The sequence below is a fragment of the Nonomuraea sp. NPDC059023 genome (assembly GCF_042740095.1).
In the GTDB taxonomy this organism is placed as follows: Bacteria; Actinomycetota; Actinomycetes; order Streptosporangiales; family Streptosporangiaceae; genus Nonomuraea.
In genome coordinates, this window is the sequence record NZ_JBHYIO010000005.1 from 376,037 (window position 1) to 395,318 (window position 19,282).

Annotated in this window: 25 protein-coding genes; 7 read left to right on the top strand and 18 right to left on the bottom strand. The window is 66.5% G+C overall.

The features are described from left to right. Nucleotides 1-19 precede the first annotated feature (19 nt). Complete coding sequence (locus ACFWYW_RS11880) at nt 20-1,843, top strand: S9 family peptidase (protein WP_379620652.1); 1,824 nt, start codon at nt 20-22, stop codon at nt 1,841-1,843. Here ACFWYW_RS11880 and ACFWYW_RS11885 read toward each other — a convergent pair. Next, nucleotides 1,840-2,700, bottom strand: coding sequence for an NAD(P)H-binding protein (locus ACFWYW_RS11885; protein ID WP_379620654.1), 861 nt, complete (start codon nt 2,698-2,700; stop codon nt 1,840-1,842). The genes ACFWYW_RS11880 and ACFWYW_RS11885 overlap by 4 nt on opposite strands. A gap of 118 nt (nt 2,701-2,818) precedes the next feature. After that, a complete protein-coding gene (locus ACFWYW_RS11890) occupies nt 2,819-3,847 on the bottom strand; it encodes a saccharopine dehydrogenase NADP-binding domain-containing protein (protein ID WP_379620656.1) in 1,029 nt (342 codons plus the stop codon). Nucleotides 3,848-3,935: 88 nt separating this feature from the next. Here ACFWYW_RS11890 and ACFWYW_RS11895 point away from each other — a divergent pair, with 88 nt between their 5' ends. After that, nucleotides 3,936-4,523 carry a TetR/AcrR family transcriptional regulator gene (locus tag ACFWYW_RS11895; RefSeq protein WP_379620658.1) on the top strand — a complete coding sequence of 196 codons (588 nt, stop codon included), beginning with the start codon at nt 3,936-3,938 and terminating at the stop codon, nt 4,521-4,523. Nucleotides 4,524-4,911: 388 nt separating this feature from the next. Here the strand turns inward: ACFWYW_RS11895 and rny are convergent, their stop codons facing one another. Next, a complete protein-coding gene (rny, locus tag ACFWYW_RS11900) occupies nt 4,912-6,528 on the bottom strand; it encodes a ribonuclease Y (protein WP_379620660.1) in 1,617 nt (538 codons plus the stop codon). A gap of 452 nt (nt 6,529-6,980) precedes the next feature. Here rny and ACFWYW_RS11905 point away from each other — a divergent pair, with 452 nt between their 5' ends. Continuing rightward, a complete protein-coding gene (locus ACFWYW_RS11905; protein ID WP_379620662.1) occupies nt 6,981-8,411 on the top strand; it encodes a hypothetical protein in 1,431 nt (476 codons plus the stop codon). 100 nt (nt 8,412-8,511) lie between these two features. Here the strand turns inward: ACFWYW_RS11905 and ACFWYW_RS11910 are convergent, their stop codons facing one another. Next, entirely contained in the window at nt 8,512-8,766 is a 255-nt protein-coding gene (locus tag ACFWYW_RS11910; RefSeq protein WP_379620664.1) for a helix-turn-helix transcriptional regulator, read from the bottom strand. A gap of 161 nt (nt 8,767-8,927) precedes the next feature. On the opposite strand from ACFWYW_RS11910, the gene ACFWYW_RS11915 reads away from it, so the two are divergent. Both ACFWYW_RS11915 and ACFWYW_RS11920 read left to right on the top strand, forming a co-directional pair. After that, complete coding sequence (locus ACFWYW_RS11915) at nt 8,928-10,067, top strand: tyrosine-type recombinase/integrase (protein WP_379620666.1); 1,140 nt, start codon at nt 8,928-8,930, stop codon at nt 10,065-10,067. 103 nt (nt 10,068-10,170) lie between these two features. After that, a complete protein-coding gene (locus ACFWYW_RS11920; RefSeq protein WP_379620668.1) occupies nt 10,171-10,521 on the top strand; it encodes an STAS domain-containing protein in 351 nt (116 codons plus the stop codon). Between the two features lie 89 nt (nt 10,522-10,610). On the opposite strand, the gene ACFWYW_RS11925 is transcribed toward ACFWYW_RS11920, so the two are convergent. The 14 genes from ACFWYW_RS11925 to ACFWYW_RS11990 all read right to left on the bottom strand — a co-directional run bounded on the left by ACFWYW_RS11925 (nt 10,611) and on the right by ACFWYW_RS11990 (nt 17,454). Next, nucleotides 10,611-10,844, bottom strand: a complete 234-nt coding sequence (locus tag ACFWYW_RS11925; RefSeq protein WP_379620670.1) for a hypothetical protein — start codon at nt 10,842-10,844, stop codon at nt 10,611-10,613. Beyond that, complete coding sequence (locus ACFWYW_RS11930; protein WP_379620672.1) at nt 10,841-11,215, bottom strand: hypothetical protein; 375 nt, start codon at nt 11,213-11,215, stop codon at nt 10,841-10,843. Before ACFWYW_RS11930 ends, ACFWYW_RS11925 begins: the two co-directional genes overlap by 4 nt. Further along, the gene (locus ACFWYW_RS11935) at nt 11,212-11,334 is read right to left on the bottom strand and encodes a hypothetical protein (protein ID WP_379620674.1); all 123 of its coding nucleotides are present in this window, start codon (nt 11,332-11,334) and stop codon (nt 11,212-11,214) included. The genes ACFWYW_RS11930 and ACFWYW_RS11935 overlap by 4 nt, the downstream gene beginning before the upstream one ends. After that, nucleotides 11,324-11,788 carry an XF1762 family protein gene (locus ACFWYW_RS11940; RefSeq protein ID WP_379620676.1) on the bottom strand — a complete coding sequence of 155 codons (465 nt, stop codon included), beginning with the start codon at nt 11,786-11,788 and terminating at the stop codon, nt 11,324-11,326. Before ACFWYW_RS11940 ends, ACFWYW_RS11935 begins: the two co-directional genes overlap by 11 nt. After that, nucleotides 11,778-12,113 carry a hypothetical protein gene (locus ACFWYW_RS11945; protein ID WP_379620678.1) on the bottom strand — a complete coding sequence of 112 codons (336 nt, stop codon included), beginning with the start codon at nt 12,111-12,113 and terminating at the stop codon, nt 11,778-11,780. Before ACFWYW_RS11945 ends, ACFWYW_RS11940 begins: the two co-directional genes overlap by 11 nt. Nucleotides 12,114-12,173: 60 nt before the next feature. Next, nucleotides 12,174-12,629 carry a KTSC domain-containing protein gene (locus tag ACFWYW_RS11950; RefSeq protein WP_379620680.1) on the bottom strand — a complete coding sequence of 152 codons (456 nt, stop codon included), beginning with the start codon at nt 12,627-12,629 and terminating at the stop codon, nt 12,174-12,176. 114 nt (nt 12,630-12,743) lie between these two features. Next, a complete protein-coding gene (locus tag ACFWYW_RS11955) occupies nt 12,744-12,893 on the bottom strand; it encodes a hypothetical protein (RefSeq protein ID WP_379620682.1) in 150 nt (49 codons plus the stop codon). A 4-nt stretch (nt 12,894-12,897) separates the two neighbouring features. Next, nucleotides 12,898-13,089, bottom strand: coding sequence for a hypothetical protein (locus tag ACFWYW_RS11960; RefSeq protein WP_157247893.1), 192 nt, complete (start codon nt 13,087-13,089; stop codon nt 12,898-12,900). Nucleotides 13,090-13,594: 505 nt separating this feature from the next. Then, entirely contained in the window at nt 13,595-14,197 is a 603-nt protein-coding gene (locus ACFWYW_RS11965) for a hypothetical protein (RefSeq protein WP_379620685.1), read from the bottom strand. 58 nt (nt 14,198-14,255) lie between these two features. Then, entirely contained in the window at nt 14,256-14,522 is a 267-nt protein-coding gene (locus tag ACFWYW_RS11970) for a hypothetical protein (protein ID WP_379620687.1), read from the bottom strand. Then, nucleotides 14,515-15,771 (bottom strand): hypothetical protein, encoded by a 1,257-nt coding sequence (locus ACFWYW_RS11975; protein ID WP_379620689.1) that lies wholly within the window; start codon nt 15,769-15,771, stop codon nt 14,515-14,517. Before ACFWYW_RS11975 ends, ACFWYW_RS11970 begins: the two co-directional genes overlap by 8 nt. Before the next feature lie 198 nt (nt 15,772-15,969). Further along, nucleotides 15,970-16,452, bottom strand: coding sequence for a hypothetical protein (locus ACFWYW_RS11980; RefSeq protein ID WP_379620691.1), 483 nt, complete (start codon nt 16,450-16,452; stop codon nt 15,970-15,972). A 145-nt stretch (nt 16,453-16,597) separates the two neighbouring features. After that, a complete protein-coding gene (locus ACFWYW_RS11985; protein WP_379640970.1) occupies nt 16,598-16,840 on the bottom strand; it encodes a hypothetical protein in 243 nt (80 codons plus the stop codon). A gap of 233 nt (nt 16,841-17,073) precedes the next feature. Then, nucleotides 17,074-17,454, bottom strand: a complete 381-nt coding sequence (locus ACFWYW_RS11990; protein ID WP_379620695.1) for a hypothetical protein — start codon at nt 17,452-17,454, stop codon at nt 17,074-17,076. 334 nt (nt 17,455-17,788) lie between these two features. On the opposite strand from ACFWYW_RS11990, the gene ACFWYW_RS11995 reads away from it, so the two are divergent. Both ACFWYW_RS11995 and ACFWYW_RS12000 read left to right on the top strand, forming a co-directional pair. After that, nucleotides 17,789-18,778, top strand: a complete 990-nt coding sequence (locus ACFWYW_RS11995) for a hypothetical protein (RefSeq protein ID WP_379620697.1) — start codon at nt 17,789-17,791, stop codon at nt 18,776-18,778. Nucleotides 18,779-18,912: 134 nt separating this feature from the next. Further along, nucleotides 18,913-19,242 (top strand): Lsr2 family protein, encoded by a 330-nt coding sequence (locus ACFWYW_RS12000; RefSeq protein WP_379620699.1) that lies wholly within the window; start codon nt 18,913-18,915, stop codon nt 19,240-19,242. Nucleotides 19,243-19,282: the final 40 nt, after the last annotated feature.

Sequence of the window (19,282 nt, forward strand, 5' to 3'; positions counted from 1 at the left end):
TTTCCGGCAGGATGCCGCTATGCCGTGGCCTTCCCCCATCTCCACCACCGACGTCGCGCGTGCGGCCCTGCGGCTGGGCTGGCCCAGCGCCCAGTCCGGCCAGGTGTGGTGGACAGAGGACCGCCCCGACGAGGGCGGCCGCACGACGATCATGCACAGGGCCGCCGACGGCGCACGGAGCGAGCTGCTGCCCGCCCCCTGGAACGCCCGCACCCGCGTCCACGAGTACGGCGGGCGCCCCTACGCCGTCACCGCCGACAACCTGATCGTCTTCACCCATCAGCCCGACCAGCGCCTCTACCTCCTCGACGGCGAGCCACGGCCGCTCACCCCCGACGACGGCGCCCGTTACGCCGACCTGCTCGTCCGCGACGACCAGGTCTGGTGCGTACGCGAGCGCCACACCGGCGACGGCAAGGTCGTGCGCGCCATCGTCTCGGTCCCCTTAGAGGGCGGCGACCCGCGCGAATGGGTGACCGGCGCCGACTTCTACGCCGCCCCCGCCCTCTCCCCCGACGGCCGCCACCTGGCCTACATCTGCTGGAACCACCCGCGCATGCCCTGGAACGGCACCGAACTGCGCGTGCTGCGCCTTGAGGACGGCTCCTCCTGGACGGTCAAGGGCGGCTCGTCCGAGTCCGTCCTCTCCCCGCAGTGGAAGGACGACCAGACCCTCTACCTGGTCTCCGACTGGTCAGGCTGGTGGAACCTCTACCAGATCACCATGTACGGCACCTCCGCACAGGCGCTCTTCCCGGCCGAGGAGGAGTTCGCGTGGCCGCTGTGGGTGCTGGGCGGCCGGCCGTACCTGCCGCTCGGCGACGGGCGACTCGCGGTCGTGCACGGCCGCGGGGACCTGCGCCTGGCGCTGCTCGACCCCGACTCGGGCGAGCTCACCGACCTCGACGTCCCCTACGACGGCTGGGAGCCCAAGCTCGCCGCCGACGGCACGTCCGTCATCGGGCTCGGGTACGGCGGCGCCGTCCCCCGATCGGTGGTCAGGATCGACACGGTCACCGGCCGGGTGGAGGCGTTGCGGCGCGGCATCGACGAACTGCCCGACATCGCCTACCTGCCCAAGGCGCGCGCGGTCGAGTTCCAGGGCAGGTTCGGACGGCACGTGCACGGCTTCCTCTACCCGCCCGCCAACCCGGAGGTGCGCCAGGAGGGCAGCACGCCGTACGTGGTGTTCGTGCACGGCGGCCCCACCGGGCACGCGCAGTCGGAGCTCGACCTGGAGAAGGCGTTCTTCACCTCGCGCGGCATCGGGGTGCTCGACGTCAACTACGGCGGCTCCAGCGCGTACGGCAGGGCCTACCGCGACCGGCTCAAAGGCCAGTGGGGCGTCGTCGACGTCGAGGACACGGTCGCCGCCGCCGAATGGCTGGCCGCCGAGGGCCTCGCCGACCCGGCCAAGATCGCGGTGCGCGGCGGCAGCGCCGGTGGCTGGACGGTCATGGCGGCCTGCTGCCGTTCCGACGTGTTCGCCGGCGGCGTCTCCTACTACGGCGTCAGCGCGCTGGCCCCGCTCATCGCGCACACCCACGACTTCGAGTCGCGCTACATGGAGTGGCTGGTCGGCGCCGACGAGTCCGTCTACGCGGAACGCGAGCCGCTCGCCCTGGTGTCCGGGGTTTCCTGCCCGATGTTGCTGCTCCAGGGGCTGGAGGATCCGATCGTGCCCCCGGAGCAGTCGAGCGCGTTCGCCGACGCGCTGCTGGAGCGGGGCATCGCGTGCACGTACCTGGCGTTCGAGGGCGAATCCCACGGCTTCCGCCGCGCCGAGACCCGCACCACCGCCCTGGCCGCCGAGCTGGCCTTCTACCAGCAGATCTTCAGCTAGCTCCGGCCGATGAGCAGCGGCGCCCGCCCGCCCACCCGTTCGATCACGTCGGTGACGCGGTAGAGCGGATGGTCGCCCGAACCGATGAACCGGAAGATCCCCCACAGATGGGTCAGATGATCCACCGTGTACGGGTCCTGATACCGCTCCATCGCCCGCTCCTCCCAGACCTCCGGCGCGACGTCCACATACTCCAGCCCGAGCGCCGCCGCGGCCTCCCCGGCCGTCGCCATCTGCCCGGTCAGTGGTACGACCCGGTCCACCGGCCCCGCCTCCTCCAGGAACCCGGCCGCCACCCTGGCCACGTCCTCGGCGGCGATGAGCGGGATCTTCGTGTCCGGCGCGCCCAGCGGAAGGGCCAGCTCACGTTCGCCGGCCGCCACCTTGAGGTTTTCGAAGAACACCGCGGCCCGCAGATGCACCGCACCGACGTCGGCCCAGTCGAAGACCTGCTCCGACAGCCAGTGGCGGCGCATGCGCGGGGTGAACGCCTCGGGTGAGGCGTCCAGTTGCGACACCTCCACCACCCGCTCCACCCCTGCCCGCTTGGCCGCGGCGGCGACCGAGGCGGTGGCGTCCAGCAGTCCCGCGGTAACCGGGTAGGTGAAGTAGACCCGCGAGACCCCCTCGAACGCCTTGACCACCTGGGAGACCTCCCGCAGATCACCGACCACCACCTCGGCGCCCCGTTTTTTGAGCTCTTCGGCTCGATGGTCGTCCCGGCGCACGAACGCCCTCACTTGGTGACCACGTTCAAGCAGCAGCTCGGCGACCAAGCGCCCGGTACCACCCTGGGAACCACCTGCGGCTCCGGTAACAAGAATCATCGCGACACCCTTCTCGGTAACCCAGCCCATCCGACACCCGCGCGGCGTCCTCCACCCGCTCAACAGCCCCACGCAACGCACCCCGCGCGGCGTGCTCTGTGCGGCATTTCTCCCGGTGTTCCTCCCTCAACCCGATGTCCCGGGGTGGTCAGGAGGGGGTGAGGGGTTCGGGCAGGGTGAGCGTGAAGAGGCCGAGCCGTTCCAGATCGCGCAAGAACGGCGCGGCGGCGAAGGCCTGAGCGGGGCCGTAGACGCCCGGACGGTCGGGGCCGCGGCCGTCGGCCAGGCGCACAGCGGCCTCCACCGAAGCCACCGCGCTCTCCCCCCACAGGTCACGCCCGCTTGCCTGACCGGCCCGGTTGCCGTCGGCCGTCACCACCTGGACGGCGACGGTGAAGTGGGAACCGGCGCGCGTGGCGGCGTCGACGTGTTCGTTGGTGAACGCGCGTTCGTCGCTGAACGTGTCGGCCGTGAGCTGCGCCTCCACCCGGCGGGCGGTCACGTGGCGGGGGATGGTGACGACGTCCGACGACGGAAGGGGGGCGATCATGCTGCGCGGCCCCAGCGGCGGCGGGAAGGGGTAGACGGCGTTGCGCGGTTCGATGTCGCCGACGTGGAAGGCGCCGTCGGTGTAGGTGATGCGCCGCGTGTCGGCGAACAGCAGCTCGGCCGTCCCCTTCGCGCCGGTCGTCAGCATCCAGTCGCTCACCGCGTAGGCGACGGTGACCCGGTCGACCTCGCTCATCCCGGCCGCCACGGCGCCTGCGAGCAGGTCGCCCAGCCCGCCGTAGAAGCTCATCGCGGTGACCATGGTGATGCCGGCGCTCTGGGCACGGGCGTCCATCTCCGCGTACATCCAGGCGGTGTGGTGCTGCTCCAGCGCGTGGTCGACGTAGTGGCAGCCGCCGTCGACGGCGGCCCGCGCGACCGGCCGTCCGGTGTGGGTGAACGGCCCCGCGCAATGGATCAGTACGTCAGCCTCGGCGGCCAGCTCCCGCAGGGCCGCCGGGTCGTCCAGTGCGGCCTGACGGACCCGGGCCCCGCCGAGTTCGTCGGCCATGGCCTTGAGCTTGCCCTCGTCGCGCCCGGCCAGGATGACCTCCGCGCCCCGGGCACGTAATTCGGCGGTGGCCAGGCGGCCGGTGTGGCCGGTGGCCCCGTAGACGGCGATGTTCACGACTCGCCTCCGTGTTTCATACTGACGGTAGGTAACGTGCCTTCGAAGTTACGTACCGCGAGTATGCAAGTCAATGGGGAGCACGAAGATGACGCGCCGCACGCAGGCGGAGCGCTCGGACACGACCACGTCGCAGCTGATCAGCGCGGCGCGAAAGCTGTTCGGCGAGTACGGCTACGCCGCCACCTCCATCGACGCCGTCGCCGCCACGGCCGGGGTCACCAAGGGCGCCGCCTACCACCACTTCGATGGAAAACTCGGCCTGTTCCGCGCCGCCTTCACCCGCGAACAGGAGGAGATCGCCGCCCACCTGGAAGAGGTGGGCGCCGCATCCCCCGACGCGTGGACCGCGCTGCGGCACGGCTGCCGCACCTTCCTGGAGCACTGCCTCGACCCGGGCTTCCGCCGCATCGTCCTGCTGGACGCGCCATCGGTGCTGGGCTGGGAAGAGGTACGCCAGATCCAGCAAGCCCACACCCTGCGCGTCCTGCTGAACGCCATGCGAGCAACCGACGACACACTCCCCGCCGAAGCGTTGGCGATCAGAGGTCAGTTGATGTTCGGCGCCCTGTGCGAAGCCGGCATGCTCCTGGCCCGCTCCCCAGACCCCACCGCCGCCCTACCCCCCATAATCACCCAAGCAAACCACCTCCTAACCGCCCTCCACACCCCCTAATCCCCACCCCCCAAGAACCCCAGCCCCTCACGCCCCCTGCCAGCCCCTGCCAGCCCCTGCCGCCTCACGGTCTCCGCCCTCCCAGCCCCCGGCCCCCGGCCTCACGCCCTCTCTGTCCCACGCCTCACGGCCCGCCCCCCTCCGCCGGCTCTGCCGCCTCACGGTCGCCGCTCTCTCAGCCCTGTCCTCGGACACCTCACCCTCTAGTGCGGCGTCCGGGCCATCGGAACCGTGGGGGAGGTTGACGAAGGGCCGTTGCGGCGGGTGCCACGTCCGACGTGAGAAGCGATCCCCCCGACCTGCCCCGGCGCACGTCGGCGGGTGGTGGTGGCGGTGGCTTGCCGTAACAGAAGAAAGGGGGATTCGCCGCTGGCGAGACGAAATCCCGTCAGCGGGCGAACTCGGTGGCGCGGGACTCGCGGACGACGGTGATGCGGATCTGCCCCGGGTAGGTGAGTTCTTCTTCGACCTGTTTGGCCACGTCGCGGGCGATCACCTGGGCCTGGATGTCGTCGATCGCGTCCGGCTTCACCATCACGCGGATCTCGCGCCCGGCCTGCATAGCGAACACCTTGTCCACGCCGTCGTACGACTGGGCGATCTCCTCCAGCCGCTCCAGCCGCTTGACGTAGGCCTCCAGCGACTCGCGGCGCGCACCAGGGCGGCTGCCGGAGATGGCGTCGGCGGCCTGGGTCAGTACGGCCTCGACGGTCCGGACCTCGACCTCGTTGTGGTGGGCCTCGATGGCGTGGACCACGTCCTCGTCCTCGCCGTAGCGCCGGGCGATCTCCGCGCCGATCAGCGCGTGGGAGCCTTCCACCTCGTGCGTCAGGGCCTTGCCGATGTCGTGCAGCAGGGCGCAGCGTTTCATGAGCGCTTGGTCCATCTTGAGTTCGGCGGCCATGATGCCGGCGATGTGCGCGGACTCGATGAGGTGCTTCAGGACGTTCTGTCCATACGAGGTGCGGTAGCGGAGCTGGCCGAGCAGCAGGGTGAGCTCGGGGTGCATGTCCGTGATGCCCAGCTCGACCAGGGCGTCTTCACCGGCCCGCGCGCACAGGTCGGCGACCTCCTGGCGGCTGCGGTCGTGCGCCTCTTCGATGCGTTGCGGGTGGATACGCCCGTCGAGCACGAGCTTTTCGAGAGTGAGCCTTGCCGTTTCCCGGCGTACCGGGTCAAAACACGACAGAAGCACCGCTTCCGGGGTGTCGTCGATGATCAGGTTCACGCCGGTCGTGGATTCGAACGCGCGGATGTTGCGCCCCTCGCGGCCGATGATGCGGCCCTTCATCTCGTCGCCCGGCAGGTGCAGGACGCTGACGACCGACTCGGCCGTCTGCTCGGCCGCCACCCGCTGTACGGCCAGCGTCACGATCTTGGTAGCCCGCTTCTCACCCTCCTTGCGGGCGGTGCCCTCGATGTCGCGGATGATCAGCGCCGCCTCGCGCTTGGCCTGGTTCTCGATCTCCTTGACCAGCTCGGACTTGGCCTGATCCGCGCTCAACCCGGACACCCGCTCCAGAATGGCCCGGCGCTCGTCCTCGACCTGCAGCAGTTCCTCGCGCCGCCCGGCCAGCTCCGTCTCGGTCTCGGCCAGCTTGCGGTCGCGTTCGCTCTGGCGCCGTGCCTCCTCGTCGAGCCGCTGCTCACGCTCGGCCAGCCGGCCTTCCCGGCGTTCGAGGTCGGTGCGCAGCTCCTTGAGCTCGGTCTTCAGGATCCGGCTCTCCTCTTCGACCTCCCGCCGCATCTGCGTCGCGCTCGCCGCCGCCTGCTCCGACCTGCGCAGAATGTCCTCGGCGTCGGTCTCCGCCTTCGCGCGGATCTCCCCGGCCTCCAGACGCGCCTGCTCCAGTTCCTCGTGGACGGCGGCCTCCTGCTCGGGGGACGGCTTCGCCGTACCTGGAACGTGCCCGGACGTACGCCGCAGCACTATCACCAGTGTCGCCATCGTCACGAACACCAACAGGAGCACAGCCACCAGCAACACCACGACCAGCGGATCCATGTGCTCCCCGCCCTCCTCGCGTCACAAGACTTTCAAAACGCGGACTGAAAAACGGGAGGGGTCACGTGCGCGGCACGGACAGCCCGATCGGCGTGTGGACCGATATCAAGCCAAGACCGACCGGGCGTCGGCCCACCTGGCCAACACCTCGCCTGTCTCGGTCAATCGAGCTCGCTCGTACGTCGTTCACCGGTATGGCAATCCGCGCTGCGCGGAGTAACTCCTCACTGCCGTCGAGGTTATGCGTCGAACAAGTCACGAGCAAGCATGGGTTTGCTCACGGTCAGGTGTCGCGTAGCAACTCCTACCCCAGGTCAAGGGCAATTTGCCCCCTCGTGGCGGAGCGTGCCGGGCGGTGCCGGATCGGGCGTGTTCTACCGAGATTTCTACCGCCAAAGAGTCCCTAAGGTGCACATACCGGACACGCGAAAGCGTGCGAAGAGGGGCTGGCAATGGCATACGTGAAGACCAACCGTGGCAAGCGAGGCACTGACCGTTACACCGGGATGTACCGCGAGCCTAAGGGCGAGTGGGTCACAGAAGTGGTCGAGCGAGGCAACGGCACAACCGAGAAGATCAAAAAACTGGTCCACCGGTACAAGAGCGCCGGCACCTTCGACTCCTACGACCGAGCACTGGAGGTCGCCAAGCAGATGGAGGAGGCCGCAGACTCGCTCATGGGCACGGATCCCAAGTTCCGGGCCACGGTGACGTTGGAAGAGTTCATTCCGATCTTCCTCGAGCAGCACCGAGTGACTCCCAACACCAAGCTCCAGTACCGGGCGGTGCTGTTCCGGCACGTGGTTCCGCTGATCGGGGACTTCCGGGTGGCGGAACTGCGGCGCGAGAACATCAGAAGGCTCCTTCTGAAGCTGGAGGAAGACGGTGCTCCGGCTTCCTCGATGAAGGTCGTGCGTTCCGCGCTGTCCGCATTGATGAAGATGGCCCGGAACGACGGCTACCGGGACGACAATCCGGTGGAAGGTCAGGTGACACCGTCCTTCCAGCGCGCTCCACAGCACGCCTGGGACATGGCGATGTTCAACACCTTCCTGCCGCACCTACCCAACCGCCCGGCCAAGACCTACGCGATGACCCAGGCGTCCGTGGGCGCCCGGTTCGGCGAGATGGCCGCGCTGCGAGTGTCCGATGTCAACTTCGTGCGGGCGCGGCTCGCGATCAACAAGCGGGTGGTCAAGCTCTCCCGGCTGCTGCCGGAGTACCCCTATCGCCTGATCGAGATGCCCGGGACCAAGACCGGCAAGGACCGTGAGGTCGACCTGGGCAACGAGATCCTGCGGGTGCTGCGCTCCTACATCGACGACTACGGGCTGTCGGGCGACGATCTTCTGTTCCCGGCCTACCTGGTGACCCCGAAGGACGAAAGTCCTCGTCCAACCGTTGAGGAGTTGATGGCGGCCTGTGAGGCGCTGGGCCCCATCGTGTCGCCCAAGACCGGACGGCTCTTTGAGCACGGCCACTACAACAACTACTACACCGGCAGATGCAACGGGCCGTGGTGCACGGCCTCGGCCAACGAGTACTCCCGCAAGCAGCGGCGCAGGCGCAACGGAATGCCCGTGGAGGACTCAGAACAGCCGCAGAGGGTCGAATCGCCGTACCTAGACCCCGATGAGTGGGGGAAGATCTTTGAGGCCGCAGCGGTCGCTGCGGGGCTCGCACCGATCCCGATGAAGAACCTGCGCCACACGCACGCCATCGCCTTGCTGGATGCAGGGGTCAGCGGCATCTACATCGCCAAGCGCCTGGGGCACACGCGCGAGGTACTGATGGAGCACTACATCGTCGAGCGGCCGGGGGTCCACTTCATCAACCCGGACGTGCTCGACAGCATCGGTATCGAGTTCGACTTCGCCAGCTAGACGCGAAGGAGCCCGCGGCCGTTAAGATCGGCTGCGGGCTCCTGCCCTCCCGTGGGAGGGCTTAGGCGTAATGTTCGCAGGGCCTTCAAATCTCAGGCCCCTAGGCTGCGCGGCGTTCGCGCCCTCGTCTGATGATGGTTCGTTCGGCCATCCACTTCTTCAGGTCTGGGACAGAGAAGCGCGTGGTCCGGCGGCCGAGCTTGATGTGTGGCAGGCCGCCCTTCTCTACCTGGTCGTAGATCCATTCCTTCTCGACACCCCATAGTTCGCAGAGCATCTCGGCGTCAATGAGGGCGATGTCGGCGAACTGGTCGCGTGGGCTGGTGAGGCCCTGGTTGGTGTGTTTGGTGGTCACCCGACCAGCGCACCATGGGTATCAACTCCTCAGTCAATATGGCGAAAGTCACACTACATGCGCAGCTTTCAGAGATATTCCTGTGGACTTGGTGATCACGCGTTCATATGCTGACCCCACCACCACCAACCAGGGCCTCACCAGCCCATGAAGGACACCTCATGGCTACCGCCACCCTTCGTCGCGGGATGGGTTCCGTCCTGCGTCCCGCCTTCTGCAAGCACGGCGAGAAGTCCCGCTGCAAGTGCCCGCGGGTTGCTCGCTGGCGCGATATCGAGGGCAAGCAGCGTGAGCTCACGTTCAGCACGCACACCGAGGCCCTGGACCACCTCTGCGCGCAGTACGAGCTCAAGCGCAAGATCCGCCAGGGCATGCGGCCCAGGGGGGCCGCTCCCCTGCTGTCCACGTTCGCTTCCTCTTGGCTGGAGCAGCGGTCCTCGCTGTCGGCGAGCACTATCCGTAAGTACGACTCCGCGCTGACCAATCATGTGCTGCCGTACCTCGGACAGATGTCGGTTGCCGAGGTCGATTTCGACATCGTGAACCAGTTCATCCAGGAGCTGAAGAAGTCTGGAGCGGAGCCGGGGCTGATCCAGACGTGTGTGGTCAACCTTCTGGGTCCGATCTTCGAGCTGGCCATTCGGTTGAAGTGGCGGGACGACAACCCAGCCAAAGGCCACGAGCTGGCCAAGGCCAAGGTGGGCAAGCGCGTCCTCCCGCTCGTGGAGGAGGTTGGGGCCCTGGCGGACGCCATCGGTCCCCGCTACCGGTTGGCTATCTGGCTTATGGCCGGGTGTGGCCTACGTCAAGGCGAGGCGCTGGGCGCGCGCGCCGGGCTACTGCGTGGAACGGACACCATCTACATCGACGAGCAGTGGCTTGACCATGGTGTGGGATATGGGCCGCTGAAGCACAAGGACGTCGGCGAGGGCAAGATCATCCCGCTGCCGCGGGACGTCCTTCGTGAATATCAGGAGCACGTGGCGCGGTACGGCATCGCCGACGGCGAGCCGCTGTTCCCCTCCCCCGTCAAGGCAGGCCAACCGGTCAGCCACTCGGCGTTCTCGGCCGCCTTCTCCCGTGCGCGGAGGAAGGTTGGCCTGCGGCCGGAGGTCAAGCAGCACAACCTGAGGCACTTTTTCGCCACGCATGCGATCGAGAACGGTGCGGACATCACGCACGTCAGCAAGTGGTTGGGGCACGACTCGATCGAGACGACCTACCGGATTTACGCCGACTTGCTCCGGCCGTCGTTCACCCGAGGTGCGGCAGCCATGGATCTGGCACTCTCTGGCGTTTGATCGGGATTACGCCTCTTGGATTTTCCAGTAATCGGGCGGCGCTCAGGCGTAACGTTGCGATTGCACTTGGTTCAGATGAGTAGTCGGACGTTGGGGGCTTGCCATGCCGTTCAGTGCGGTGGCTGCCAACGTTCGCGATCATCAGGTTGTTGAACTACGTGGCGAGTTGGACATTTCGACCGCCCCGTATCTCATGCATGAGCTTGGGACGGTCCTTGGGTTGGCACGGCAGCCACGGGTGGTGATGGATGCGTCGGAGCTGACCTTCATGGATTCGATGGGAATGAGGGCGATCTTGGATTTCCATCGTGGCGTTAAGGCATGTGGTGGACAGCTAGCGCTGGTAGGACCGACTCAGCACGTGCAGCGTGTCCTGAGAGTGACTGGAGTCGATCGGTACCTGGACGTGTTCGATTCCGTTGCAGATGCCGTCGAGTCGTGGCAACAGGGTTGACGCCAACCCTGTTGGTTGGTTCCCGAAGCTCTTGAGGTCTCCTGGCGAGGCGGACTGGAGGGGTCGTCTCGCCAGGTAGCACGGTGGATCTACGGGAGACGGTTCTGTAGGTCGTCCATGAGGCCGAGCATGCTCTGGAGTCCGCGGCGGGCTTCGTCGAGTCGGTGTGGGGCGCTGTCCTTGCGGTAGTCCTCCAGTTCGCGCCAGACGCCTGCGAGGCAGACGTCGCCCCAGGAGAGTGCGTCGGGGATGGGGAGGCGGGCCAGGCGCTTGCGGGCCAGGTCGCGTGAGGCGTCGTGTTGCTTGAGGCGGCGGAGTCTCACTGTCCGGGTCTCCTGATCATGGTGTTGCTGATCTCGTAGTCCTTGTTGCGCCCCTTGTTGGGGGTGTAGCCGTGGCGTCGGTAGAAGCGGTCGAGGCCGGATTTGGTGCCGCCGTAGTCGGTGCTGGGGGTGAGCGACACTGTCCAGCCGTGGGCGTCGGCCGCGGTGTGGAGGTCGCGCAGGATGGCGCTGCCGTGGCCTTGGCCGCGTGCTTCCTTGGGCAGGACGATGCGGTCGAGGCTGACGTTGGCGCTGCCGTCGGCGAGGGGGCGTCCGGACAGGTTGATCTGGGCCTGGGGGTAGCGGTCGCGGAGTTCGTCTTGGATGCGGTCGAGGTGTTCGGGCAGGAACTGGTGGGGGCTGAGCGTCACGCCATCAGCCCCAGCATGTCGAGCAGGGCGAACTCGTCGTCGATGTTGAGTGCCGCGTCGGCCACGATGGTGCGGACACTGTCTTCGAGGGCGCGCTGGTGGTCGGCTTCAGTGGGCAAGGCGCACCTCCCACAGGAGGCGCTCGGTGCGGTCGACGCCGTGGTCGGCGCGGTTGCGGGTGGCGCAGTTCCAGCCGGGGCGGGCGGCCCGGGTGCAGGTGTGGGTCCAGCCCGCTCCCCTGAGGCTGGCGCCGCTCTCGGTGGCGTGGGTGTAGGTGATGAGGCGCTGGTAGCCCATCTCGGTGGCGATGCGTCGGACGGCGCCGTAGATCTTGGAGTTGGCGTTCCGCGTGCCGAGGGTGCAGGTGCGGGTGACCTCGAGGGTCAGGCCGTCGTCGTAGTGGCGGGCGACGGGTCGGCCGGCGATGGCGACGCCGATGAGGGTGTTGGTGATGTCGGCCAGGCCGATGCTGAATCGGTGGCCTACGGGTGCCTTGTGGTGGCGGTGGTGCTGGGTGACGAAGTCTTTGGCTTGGGCGAGGGTCACCGGCACGATGTGGAGGTCACTCGGCATCGGCCTGGGGCCTCTCGCTGTCGGAGTCCGCGGTGATGTGGCTGGGTCGTTGGAAGCGGTCGAGGAGGGTGCCGTCGTCGCTGAGGGCGTGCTCCATGTGGGCCTGGAGGGCGCGGAGCATGGCGCTGTCCTCGTCGGGCTCGGTGCCGGTCCAGATGCCGATGGCGAGCGCTCGGGTGGTGAGGGGCAGGCGGAGGATGGCGCAGCGGCCGACGCGGAAGGGGAAGTCGACTTCCTGGGTGGGGGCCAGTTCGATGATCGGCCCGGTTTTATTCATTCTCAGGAATTGGAAGTAGAGTTTCCCGAGTTCATAGGTCTTGAACACGCTGGAAACGTTATTGAGAATGGTTTCGAGGGTTGTAATTTCTGGCGACTAGTTGCTTTGTTAGCGGTTGCCGGTGGGCATGTCGAGGTCTGGTTCTGGCGCGTATGGATAGAAGTTCAGCACGCGGTTGATGTAGCGTCCTGGCGATTTGGCTCGGCGGAAGTTTCGCCAGATGTTCGGGGTGACGTTGTAGTAGCCGTAGACGCTGCCGTTTCTGAAGCGGATGTAGAGGGTGCTGATCGACTTTGCGTATCCGGCGGCCAGGGTGCGCGGGCGAGGCGGGTTGATGCTTGGGGTGGGCTGGTAGGCGAACAGGTAGACGTCGTTGCCGCGGGCGGCCATTTCTCGGGCCCACCACTCCATGGGGTCCATGTGGAGGGCGCGGTCATCTGCTTCGTCGGCCTGGGTGAAGTCGAGGGCGAGCTGTTCGTAGCCGTTGCCGGCGGGGCTCGGAGGTTGCTTGGGGCCGAGGACGAGGTCGGCCCAGCGGTCCAGGCGCGAGGGCTGTTGGCGCAAGGAGGCGACCGACGGGATGGCTGGCCGGTTGCGGGGCTTAGGTGCGGGGATGGCGACCGGCCGGGGCCCAGGAAGGTCGAGGCGGGGAACGGGGATGCGTCTGCGGGCCACTGTCTAGGCGCCCTTCTCTGCGAGGGTGCGGCATCGGTCGGCGGTGACCTTGAGGTCGGCCAGGACCTCACTCATGTCGTCCAGGGCGGTCAGGAGGGCGCGTTGCGCGGTGGCTACGGGGCCGCTGTTGTTCTTTTCGGTGTCCCTGGCCATGGGGTCACGCCTTCGGGTTCTTGGCGTCCGCCAGGGCGGTGACCACGTCCTCCAGTACGGCGACGACGTCTTCGAGGACTGCTGAGTTCTGCTTGGCCGACTCGACCATGGACTGGGCGACGGGGACGACCTGCTCGATGACGCCGTTGAGGCGGGCGTTCTCGTCGACGACGCGCCGGTATGCCTTTCCTGGCACGACGACTTCCTGGGTGAATATCAGAAAGACGAATGCTGCGAGAGGGCCGAGGAACCACGGATTTGAAAGGAAATCCGCTGCTGGGGTGACGGCCTCAGCGAGCGTGGAAGGCAAAACGGTACCGCCGATCAGTCGTGCTTGTGACGTCTGATTCGACGGTACCGTCGTGCGTTTCTTCAGTTATATCGGCGAGTTGTGCCGGGTGGTGTTATCGGCGCTTTCCGTGCCCGGGGAGGCCGCCGGATACAGTTCTGACACTGTGTCTGGTGCCGACGGCCGGGGGCGGCTCTGGGGTGTGTTTCAACCAGCGGGATTCGGCCTGGACGCGCTTCTCTGCGGCTCGGAGGTCGCGCTCTGTCCGGATGGTGTTCTTACCTTCGGCCTTGAGGCTGGCCAGGCGCTTGCTGAGGTGCTCGCGCGTCTCGACGGGGCTGAGCATCCGGATCAGCGATGTGGGGCGGCGTGGCGGCCGGGTGGGGCCGCCTGGGCGTCGACCTGCCATGGGTCAGGCGCTGGTGATGATGGCGGCGATATCGTCGTAGGACAGTTCCTTGAACCCGTCTGGCTTGAGGATCTTGCCGTCGCTGCGCCGCGTGACCTGGCCGGTTTCGGGGTCGAGCTTGCGCATGTTGTTGTCGTGGACGAGCTCCATCACTCGGTCCAAGGGGATGTCGAGCAGGTCTGCGGTGCCGTAGACGACGTAGAGAAGGTCGGCGAGCTCTTTGGCCAGGTGAGGGACGCTGCCGTTGCCGTTGAAGTGGTTGATGAGCTCCGCGCGGACTTCGTTGTACTCCTCGGCGATGAGGCGCATGCGCAGCTCGACGAGGTCTGCGCGGTCGTAGTCGTCGTCGAGCTCGACGAATCGCTTGGTCTCGGTGATCTCGTGCCATTCGGCAAGGAAGCGCATGGGGTCGTAGTAGCGGATGACGACATGGGCCTTGCCGGTTTCGTCGTGCTGTCGGCTGATCTGGAAGGTGGGGCCGGGCTGGGGTCGGTGGGTGAGGGTGAAGGTGACGGTTTCGTCGCCGTTGTCGATCGGGCTGTGGGCGTAGGAGTCTGCGTGCCGGAGGGAGTGCGGGAGGTTGGTGGTGGTGTCGCTGGTGCGCACGTTGGTGTTCCTTCGGTTGGGCGGTGGTGGTGGTTTGCGGCCGGTGGTGAGGCGGCCGTTAGCAGTGCGGATCGGCGATGGTGGCGCCGAGGCTGACGAGTCGCTGGAACTCCACTTTCATCTCGTCCCACTCGGGGTGTTGGGCGTACCCGGGGCCGAGGATGAGCACGGTCTTCTCGGCACATCGTCCGAGGAAGTAGCGGGTTCCGTAGGTGTAAATGGCGTTCAAGCCTTGCTGGCGCAGTTTGAAGATGAGAGGGCTGGCGTGCTGGTACGACTTGGCGAGGACGATGTGGAATCGCTGGTCGATGGGGCGGTCAGTCATACAGGCCGTCCGCGAGCCAGATCTTGTACTCACTGGTGACGTCGCCCTTGAGGGGGTCGATGAACATGAGGCGTTGGCTGGGGCGGCCCATGGCGGCCAGTTGTTCCTGGGCGTAGGTGTTGAAGCTCTCGGGGCTGCCGCAGCCGCGGGCGATGGTGCCGTTGAGGGTGACTTCGACGAGTTGGTGCCAGTGGCCGAAGGCGACGTCGTTGAAGGTTTCGGGGATGGCGCCGGATTTCCAGCCCCAGACTTTCTTGCCCAGGCCGTAGAAGGGGAAGCCGGCGAATCCGCCGCGGATCTGGTCTCCGTGGAAGAGCAGGCAGGCGTACTGGTCGCCGATGCGGTCGATGGCGTACCAGGCGCTTTCGCCGTGGCCGTCGGGGATGGTGAAGGTGATGCGGGGCTCGTGCTCGAACATGGCCTCGACGATGCGGTAGAGCATGCGGTCGGCGTTGGTTTCGGGGTTGAAGCGGGAGTGTCGGCCGCCGGACAGGACGCCGTGGTTGCCGACGACGGCGGTGACGTGGACGCGGTCGAAGGTGGCGAGCATGCGGCGTAGGAAGGTGCCGAGGATGCGGGGGCCGTCGACGACGGTCTGGCGGTAGAGGCTGGAGTCGATGGTGTGGGGCTGGTGGCCGAAGATCAGTTCGCCTTCGACGATGTCGCCGAGGATCCAGACGCGCAGTTCGTTGACGGGGTGTCCGGCGCGCTGGATGTCGGTGATGCGCAGGAGCTTGTCGGCGTAGAGGTTGATGCGCTCTTCGCAGACGGCGGAGTTGTAGGTGGGGGTGACCTTGCCGAGTTGCCAGTCGGCGAGCATGGCGACGGCGACTTCTTCCCGGCCGGGCCCTGCTGGAGCGGTGGGTGCGGGGACGGGGTCGAGGTCGAGGCCGGTTGCCGCGTCGCGGGCGGCCTGAAAGACGGCTTCGACGAGTTCGGCTTTGGATGCCTTGGCCTTGGCCAGGCGGTTCATGAGGTTGAGGTTGGCCCGGCGGAGGTTCTTGATGCGGTCTTCGTCGGTGAGCTCGAGCTCGCCGTCCGCGGCAGGGTCGGCCTGGGGCGTCGTGGTGTTGGTGGGCTGGGTGGGGGTGGGAATGTCCAGGGTGCGGCGGGCGCGGCGGACGCTGCTTTCGGTGGTGGCGACGCCGAGCTGGCTGATCTTGTGGGCGGCCTGGACGTGGGTGCAGGTGGTGTCGCGGAGGATGGTGGCGACGTCTGATCGACTCGCGGATATTTCGTAAAGCCCCATATGTTGTCTCGCTTTCACTCAAGGGGAGTGCGAGGGACGCTATAAGGGCGAGCTCTGTCGCATCAACTCTGGCGCAGGGTAGTTGGTACGCGAGAGCAAGGTCGGGGATGCACGAAAACCCCCGTAGGCATGCCTACGAGGGTGGCTTCAGGACATGGGTCAGTGGCGGCCGAGCTTTTTGAGCCCTGCGCCGCCCTGCTATCCGGCCGCCTCCTGGTCCATACGCTCCTTGTAGTAGCGCAGATCGGCCGGGGGAATGCGGCCGGCTTCCTTGGTGGTGATGGGAAGCTCGGGGTCCTCCTGCTTCCAGCCCAGCAGTGCTGCGCGGACCTCCTCGGCTGTGGCGCCGGTGAGGGTCCTGGCGTCGGTCTTGGCCAGCGTGCGCCGAGGACGGGTTGCGCCCGAGGCGGCGACCAGGGCCCTGCCCACGGCACGCTTGCGGGAGACGGCGGTCAGATCGACGAACTGGCTGACCAGCTCGACCAGCTCGGCGGAGCATTCGGCGCACAGGTGGCCCGAGCCTGCCTGCTTGCCGATGACGACGTCGGTCTCCTGTTGTGAATCGAGGGGCTTCCGGCACCGGATGACGTTCCCGCTGTCATCCACGCCACGTTTCCTGTCGCAGACGGCCTGGATCGCCATCGCTGTCTCCTTGTCGGTCTCGCGGGTGACTCTCAGCATTCTTGGAGGAATGGCCAGGAACGCATCAAGCCCGAGTCCGGGAGCGGCGGAGCTGTCCGGACTCAGGCTTGAGGTTAGCAACTTATATTGTTTACTGCTACTGAAGTTCATGGTTCAGGCGTATATCGAAAGCTGTATCACAGGTTCAGCTTTCGATCTTGGTTGGGGGTTCATCTTCGGCTTCGAGATCGTCGTCAGCGTCCCCGAAGACCTTCAACCCCAAGAGAGTGGGGCGATAGAGCGCCTGCCCGCCAGGCCCAGGAAGGATCTCGACCAATCCGAGCCGCGCCAAGTCGATCAAGTCTGCTTCGACGTCCGCAACGGTGGGGGTGGCTGGCGGCTGGGCGATCCCGGTCGCGTCGGGCAGGGCATAGCGGGTCATCTTCACCCATCATTCGTCATATCTCGTGGAGGCTCCCCGGTCAGCACACCCCGGGAGGGCAACTCTAGCGTGTTTAGTACACTAGTTCGAGTGTCGGTAGATGCTGTTATCGCAGGCGACGTGATGTCTCGGGCTTTGCGCACGAACATCCGGCCGTCTACGGGGAGAAGCCTCGATGGGATGACGCCGGGGACCGCGGGCGGCGCACCCCATCGAGGCTGTCGAGCCCTGGTGCTCTGCTACCAGATGTTGACCTTGGCGTACTGCGACTCGACCGGCGCCTGGCCGAGCCCGTCGCCACTGTCTCCGTCCTTGATGTGGCCCTTATCGAGCCCATCCCCGTGCCGGGTTGGGGTATCCGCCAGCGCCTCGGAATTGGCCTCGGACTCATCGTCCGCGACGGGCGGCTCGCCGTCGCCCGGGTCGGGTGCAGGCTCTTCCGACTGCGGCAGATCTGCCGAGGTCGGGTCGGCAGGCGCGGACGCAGGGATCTGCTCCGGCGCATCATCGGCGAACGCCGCCACGGGGGCCGCGAGCACCAACGCGGCACCGGTCGTCGCGGTGGCGATCAATCCAGCGATACGGAGCGTGAACTTTCCTGAGAGGTTCCTGTCAGACACGGGGTAAAACCTTTCGACGCGGAGGGGGCAACGCAACGGCGGACGGCCTCCTTAACAGCAAGATCCTGAGCGTCCGTCTGCCTGCAATTGTGCAGCTCCAGAGGGGCTCCGGTAGTCGTCGCAGGCGGCAGATTTTGCGTCTGCACTTTTTGCCGTGGTCGTCACGCAGACGATAAGGGTGAGTCTGGTCACATCAACCCTGGTTACATAACGTATTGGAAACATACTTGCCTAAATGGGAACGCGCCCCTACCAGACGGCCGTTTGAGCTGCGTAAAGTCTCCGGTCAATTGCGGGCTAGCTCCCGCATGCGCAGTAAGGGGGTGGGATCGGGATGCACCGCATCGCCGATTTGTCGGATGAGGTACAAGCAACCTACGACTGGCTACTCAACACCGGCCCGGTTACCGAGGCTCAGCTCAAGAAGCAGTACGGCGCAGATGCCGCCAACCGCGCCAAGCGGATCGTGGCCACAGGTCTGGCCTGCTGGGACCCGCGTGGGAGGCTGGTCCCAGAGTCGCCGGCCCTGGCATTTGGAGGGTCACTTCTGGATCGGGCCCGGCAGCATCTGAACAACTTCCGGGCCTTCACCCAGCGCATCGACGACTATTACGAGCACGTGCTGCCCGCCCTGGTGGAGAGCAACCGGTTCGTCTTGCCGGTCACCGACCCAGAGCAGGTCAAGCGCCGGTTCTTCGAGGTCAAGCGCCGCGCCCAGAAGGAGCTGCGCGGCACGATCACCGCGCCGGTTCAGACGGGGATGGTCGATGACCCAGAAGGCGAGGAGCTCGATCGGTCGATGCGCGCACGCGGGGTGCGCTATCGCACGATGATGGAGCGCGCGGTTCTCGCCAACCTCAACGATGATCTGGTGGCCCAGCAGGAGCTGCTCAAGGGGCTGGCGTACGGCGAGGAGCTCTACGTCACGGGCGTGCCGTTGAACAAGATGCTGATCGCCGACCGATCAGTCGCGTTGGTGGGCGTCAAGGATCCGGCCGGGGAGGTACTGGCGCTGACGTTGCACTATCCGGCGCTGGTGATGCACTACGTGGAGGTCTTCGACGCGACGGCGCAGCGCGCCTCGCGGCTGCTCACGGACGACAGCGGCCAGATCGCAGTGACGCACAAGTTCGGCCTGAGCGCCGACGAGATCAACATGCTCTCGATGTTCGCCAACGGCGCCTCGTGGAGCGCGATCGGCAGGCCGTTCCGTCTAAAGGAGCGCGCCGTCCGTGACCGGATCAACGCGATCAAGGACAAGGTCGGGGCCGTTTCCACCGACCACATGGTCTATCGGGCCATGCAGGAAGGCGTCATCACCTAGAGGCGCGTCGGCGCCGGTCGCACCACAAGCCACGTAACAACTGCGACGGCTTAACAGCAACTCCAGCTTTACGAGAATGGGTTCGGGTTGGTAGCTTCACCGCACCACCAAACCAACCACCAAAGGACCCACCCATGCTTGTGGTCATCGAAACGATCACCGACGACTTCGACGGCAGCGAGCCTGCCAGCACTGTCCCGGTGACCTACAAGGGATACAGCTTCGAGATCGACCTGTCCCCCGAGAGGGAGGCCGAGCTCGACCAGAAGATGGCTCCGTACATCACCCACGGCCGCCGAGTGACGAACCCGCGATCCACCGCGAGCGTCACCGCCCAGCGGCGCCTTGCAGAGGCGCCCAAGATCCGCGCATGGGCCAAGGCCAACGGCATCGCGGTCAACGACTTCGGCTTCATCCGCCGTGACGTCGTGGCAGCCTACAGGGCCGCCATCGAAGCTGCCTGACCGGAGCTGCCCAACGACGAATGCCCCCAGCGTTGTGGCG

What these genes read in the sequence shown, in the direction of transcription:
- ACFWYW_RS11880 (WP_379620652.1), top strand. Translation starts at nt 20, where the DNA reads ATGCCGTGGCCTTCCCCCATCTCCACCACCGACGTCGCGCGTGCGGCC.
- ACFWYW_RS11885 (WP_379620654.1), bottom strand. Translation starts at nt 2,700, where the DNA reads ATGGGCTGGGTTACCGAGAAGGGTGTCGCGATGATTCTTGTTACCGGA.
- ACFWYW_RS11895 (WP_379620658.1), top strand. Translation starts at nt 3,936, where the DNA reads ATGACGCGCCGCACGCAGGCGGAGCGCTCGGACACGACCACGTCGCAG.
- rny (WP_379620660.1), bottom strand. Translation starts at nt 6,528, where the DNA reads ATGGATCCGCTGGTCGTGGTGTTGCTGGTGGCTGTGCTCCTGTTGGTG.
- ACFWYW_RS11905 (WP_379620662.1), top strand. Translation starts at nt 6,981, where the DNA reads ATGGCATACGTGAAGACCAACCGTGGCAAGCGAGGCACTGACCGTTAC.
- ACFWYW_RS11915 (WP_379620666.1), top strand. Translation starts at nt 8,928, where the DNA reads ATGGCTACCGCCACCCTTCGTCGCGGGATGGGTTCCGTCCTGCGTCCC.
- ACFWYW_RS11920 (WP_379620668.1), top strand. Translation starts at nt 10,171, where the DNA reads ATGCCGTTCAGTGCGGTGGCTGCCAACGTTCGCGATCATCAGGTTGTT.
- ACFWYW_RS11940 (WP_379620676.1), bottom strand. Translation starts at nt 11,788, where the DNA reads ATGCCGAGTGACCTCCACATCGTGCCGGTGACCCTCGCCCAAGCCAAA.
- ACFWYW_RS11955 (WP_379620682.1), bottom strand. Translation starts at nt 12,893, where the DNA reads ATGGCCAGGGACACCGAAAAGAACAACAGCGGCCCCGTAGCCACCGCG.
- ACFWYW_RS11970 (WP_379620687.1), bottom strand. Translation starts at nt 14,522, where the DNA reads ATGACTGACCGCCCCATCGACCAGCGATTCCACATCGTCCTCGCCAAG.
- ACFWYW_RS11975 (WP_379620689.1), bottom strand. Translation starts at nt 15,771, where the DNA reads ATGGGGCTTTACGAAATATCCGCGAGTCGATCAGACGTCGCCACCATC.
- ACFWYW_RS11980 (WP_379620691.1), bottom strand. Translation starts at nt 16,452, where the DNA reads ATGCTGAGAGTCACCCGCGAGACCGACAAGGAGACAGCGATGGCGATC.
- ACFWYW_RS11995 (WP_379620697.1), top strand. Translation starts at nt 17,789, where the DNA reads ATGCACCGCATCGCCGATTTGTCGGATGAGGTACAAGCAACCTACGAC.
- ACFWYW_RS12000 (WP_379620699.1), top strand. Translation starts at nt 18,913, where the DNA reads ATGCTTGTGGTCATCGAAACGATCACCGACGACTTCGACGGCAGCGAG.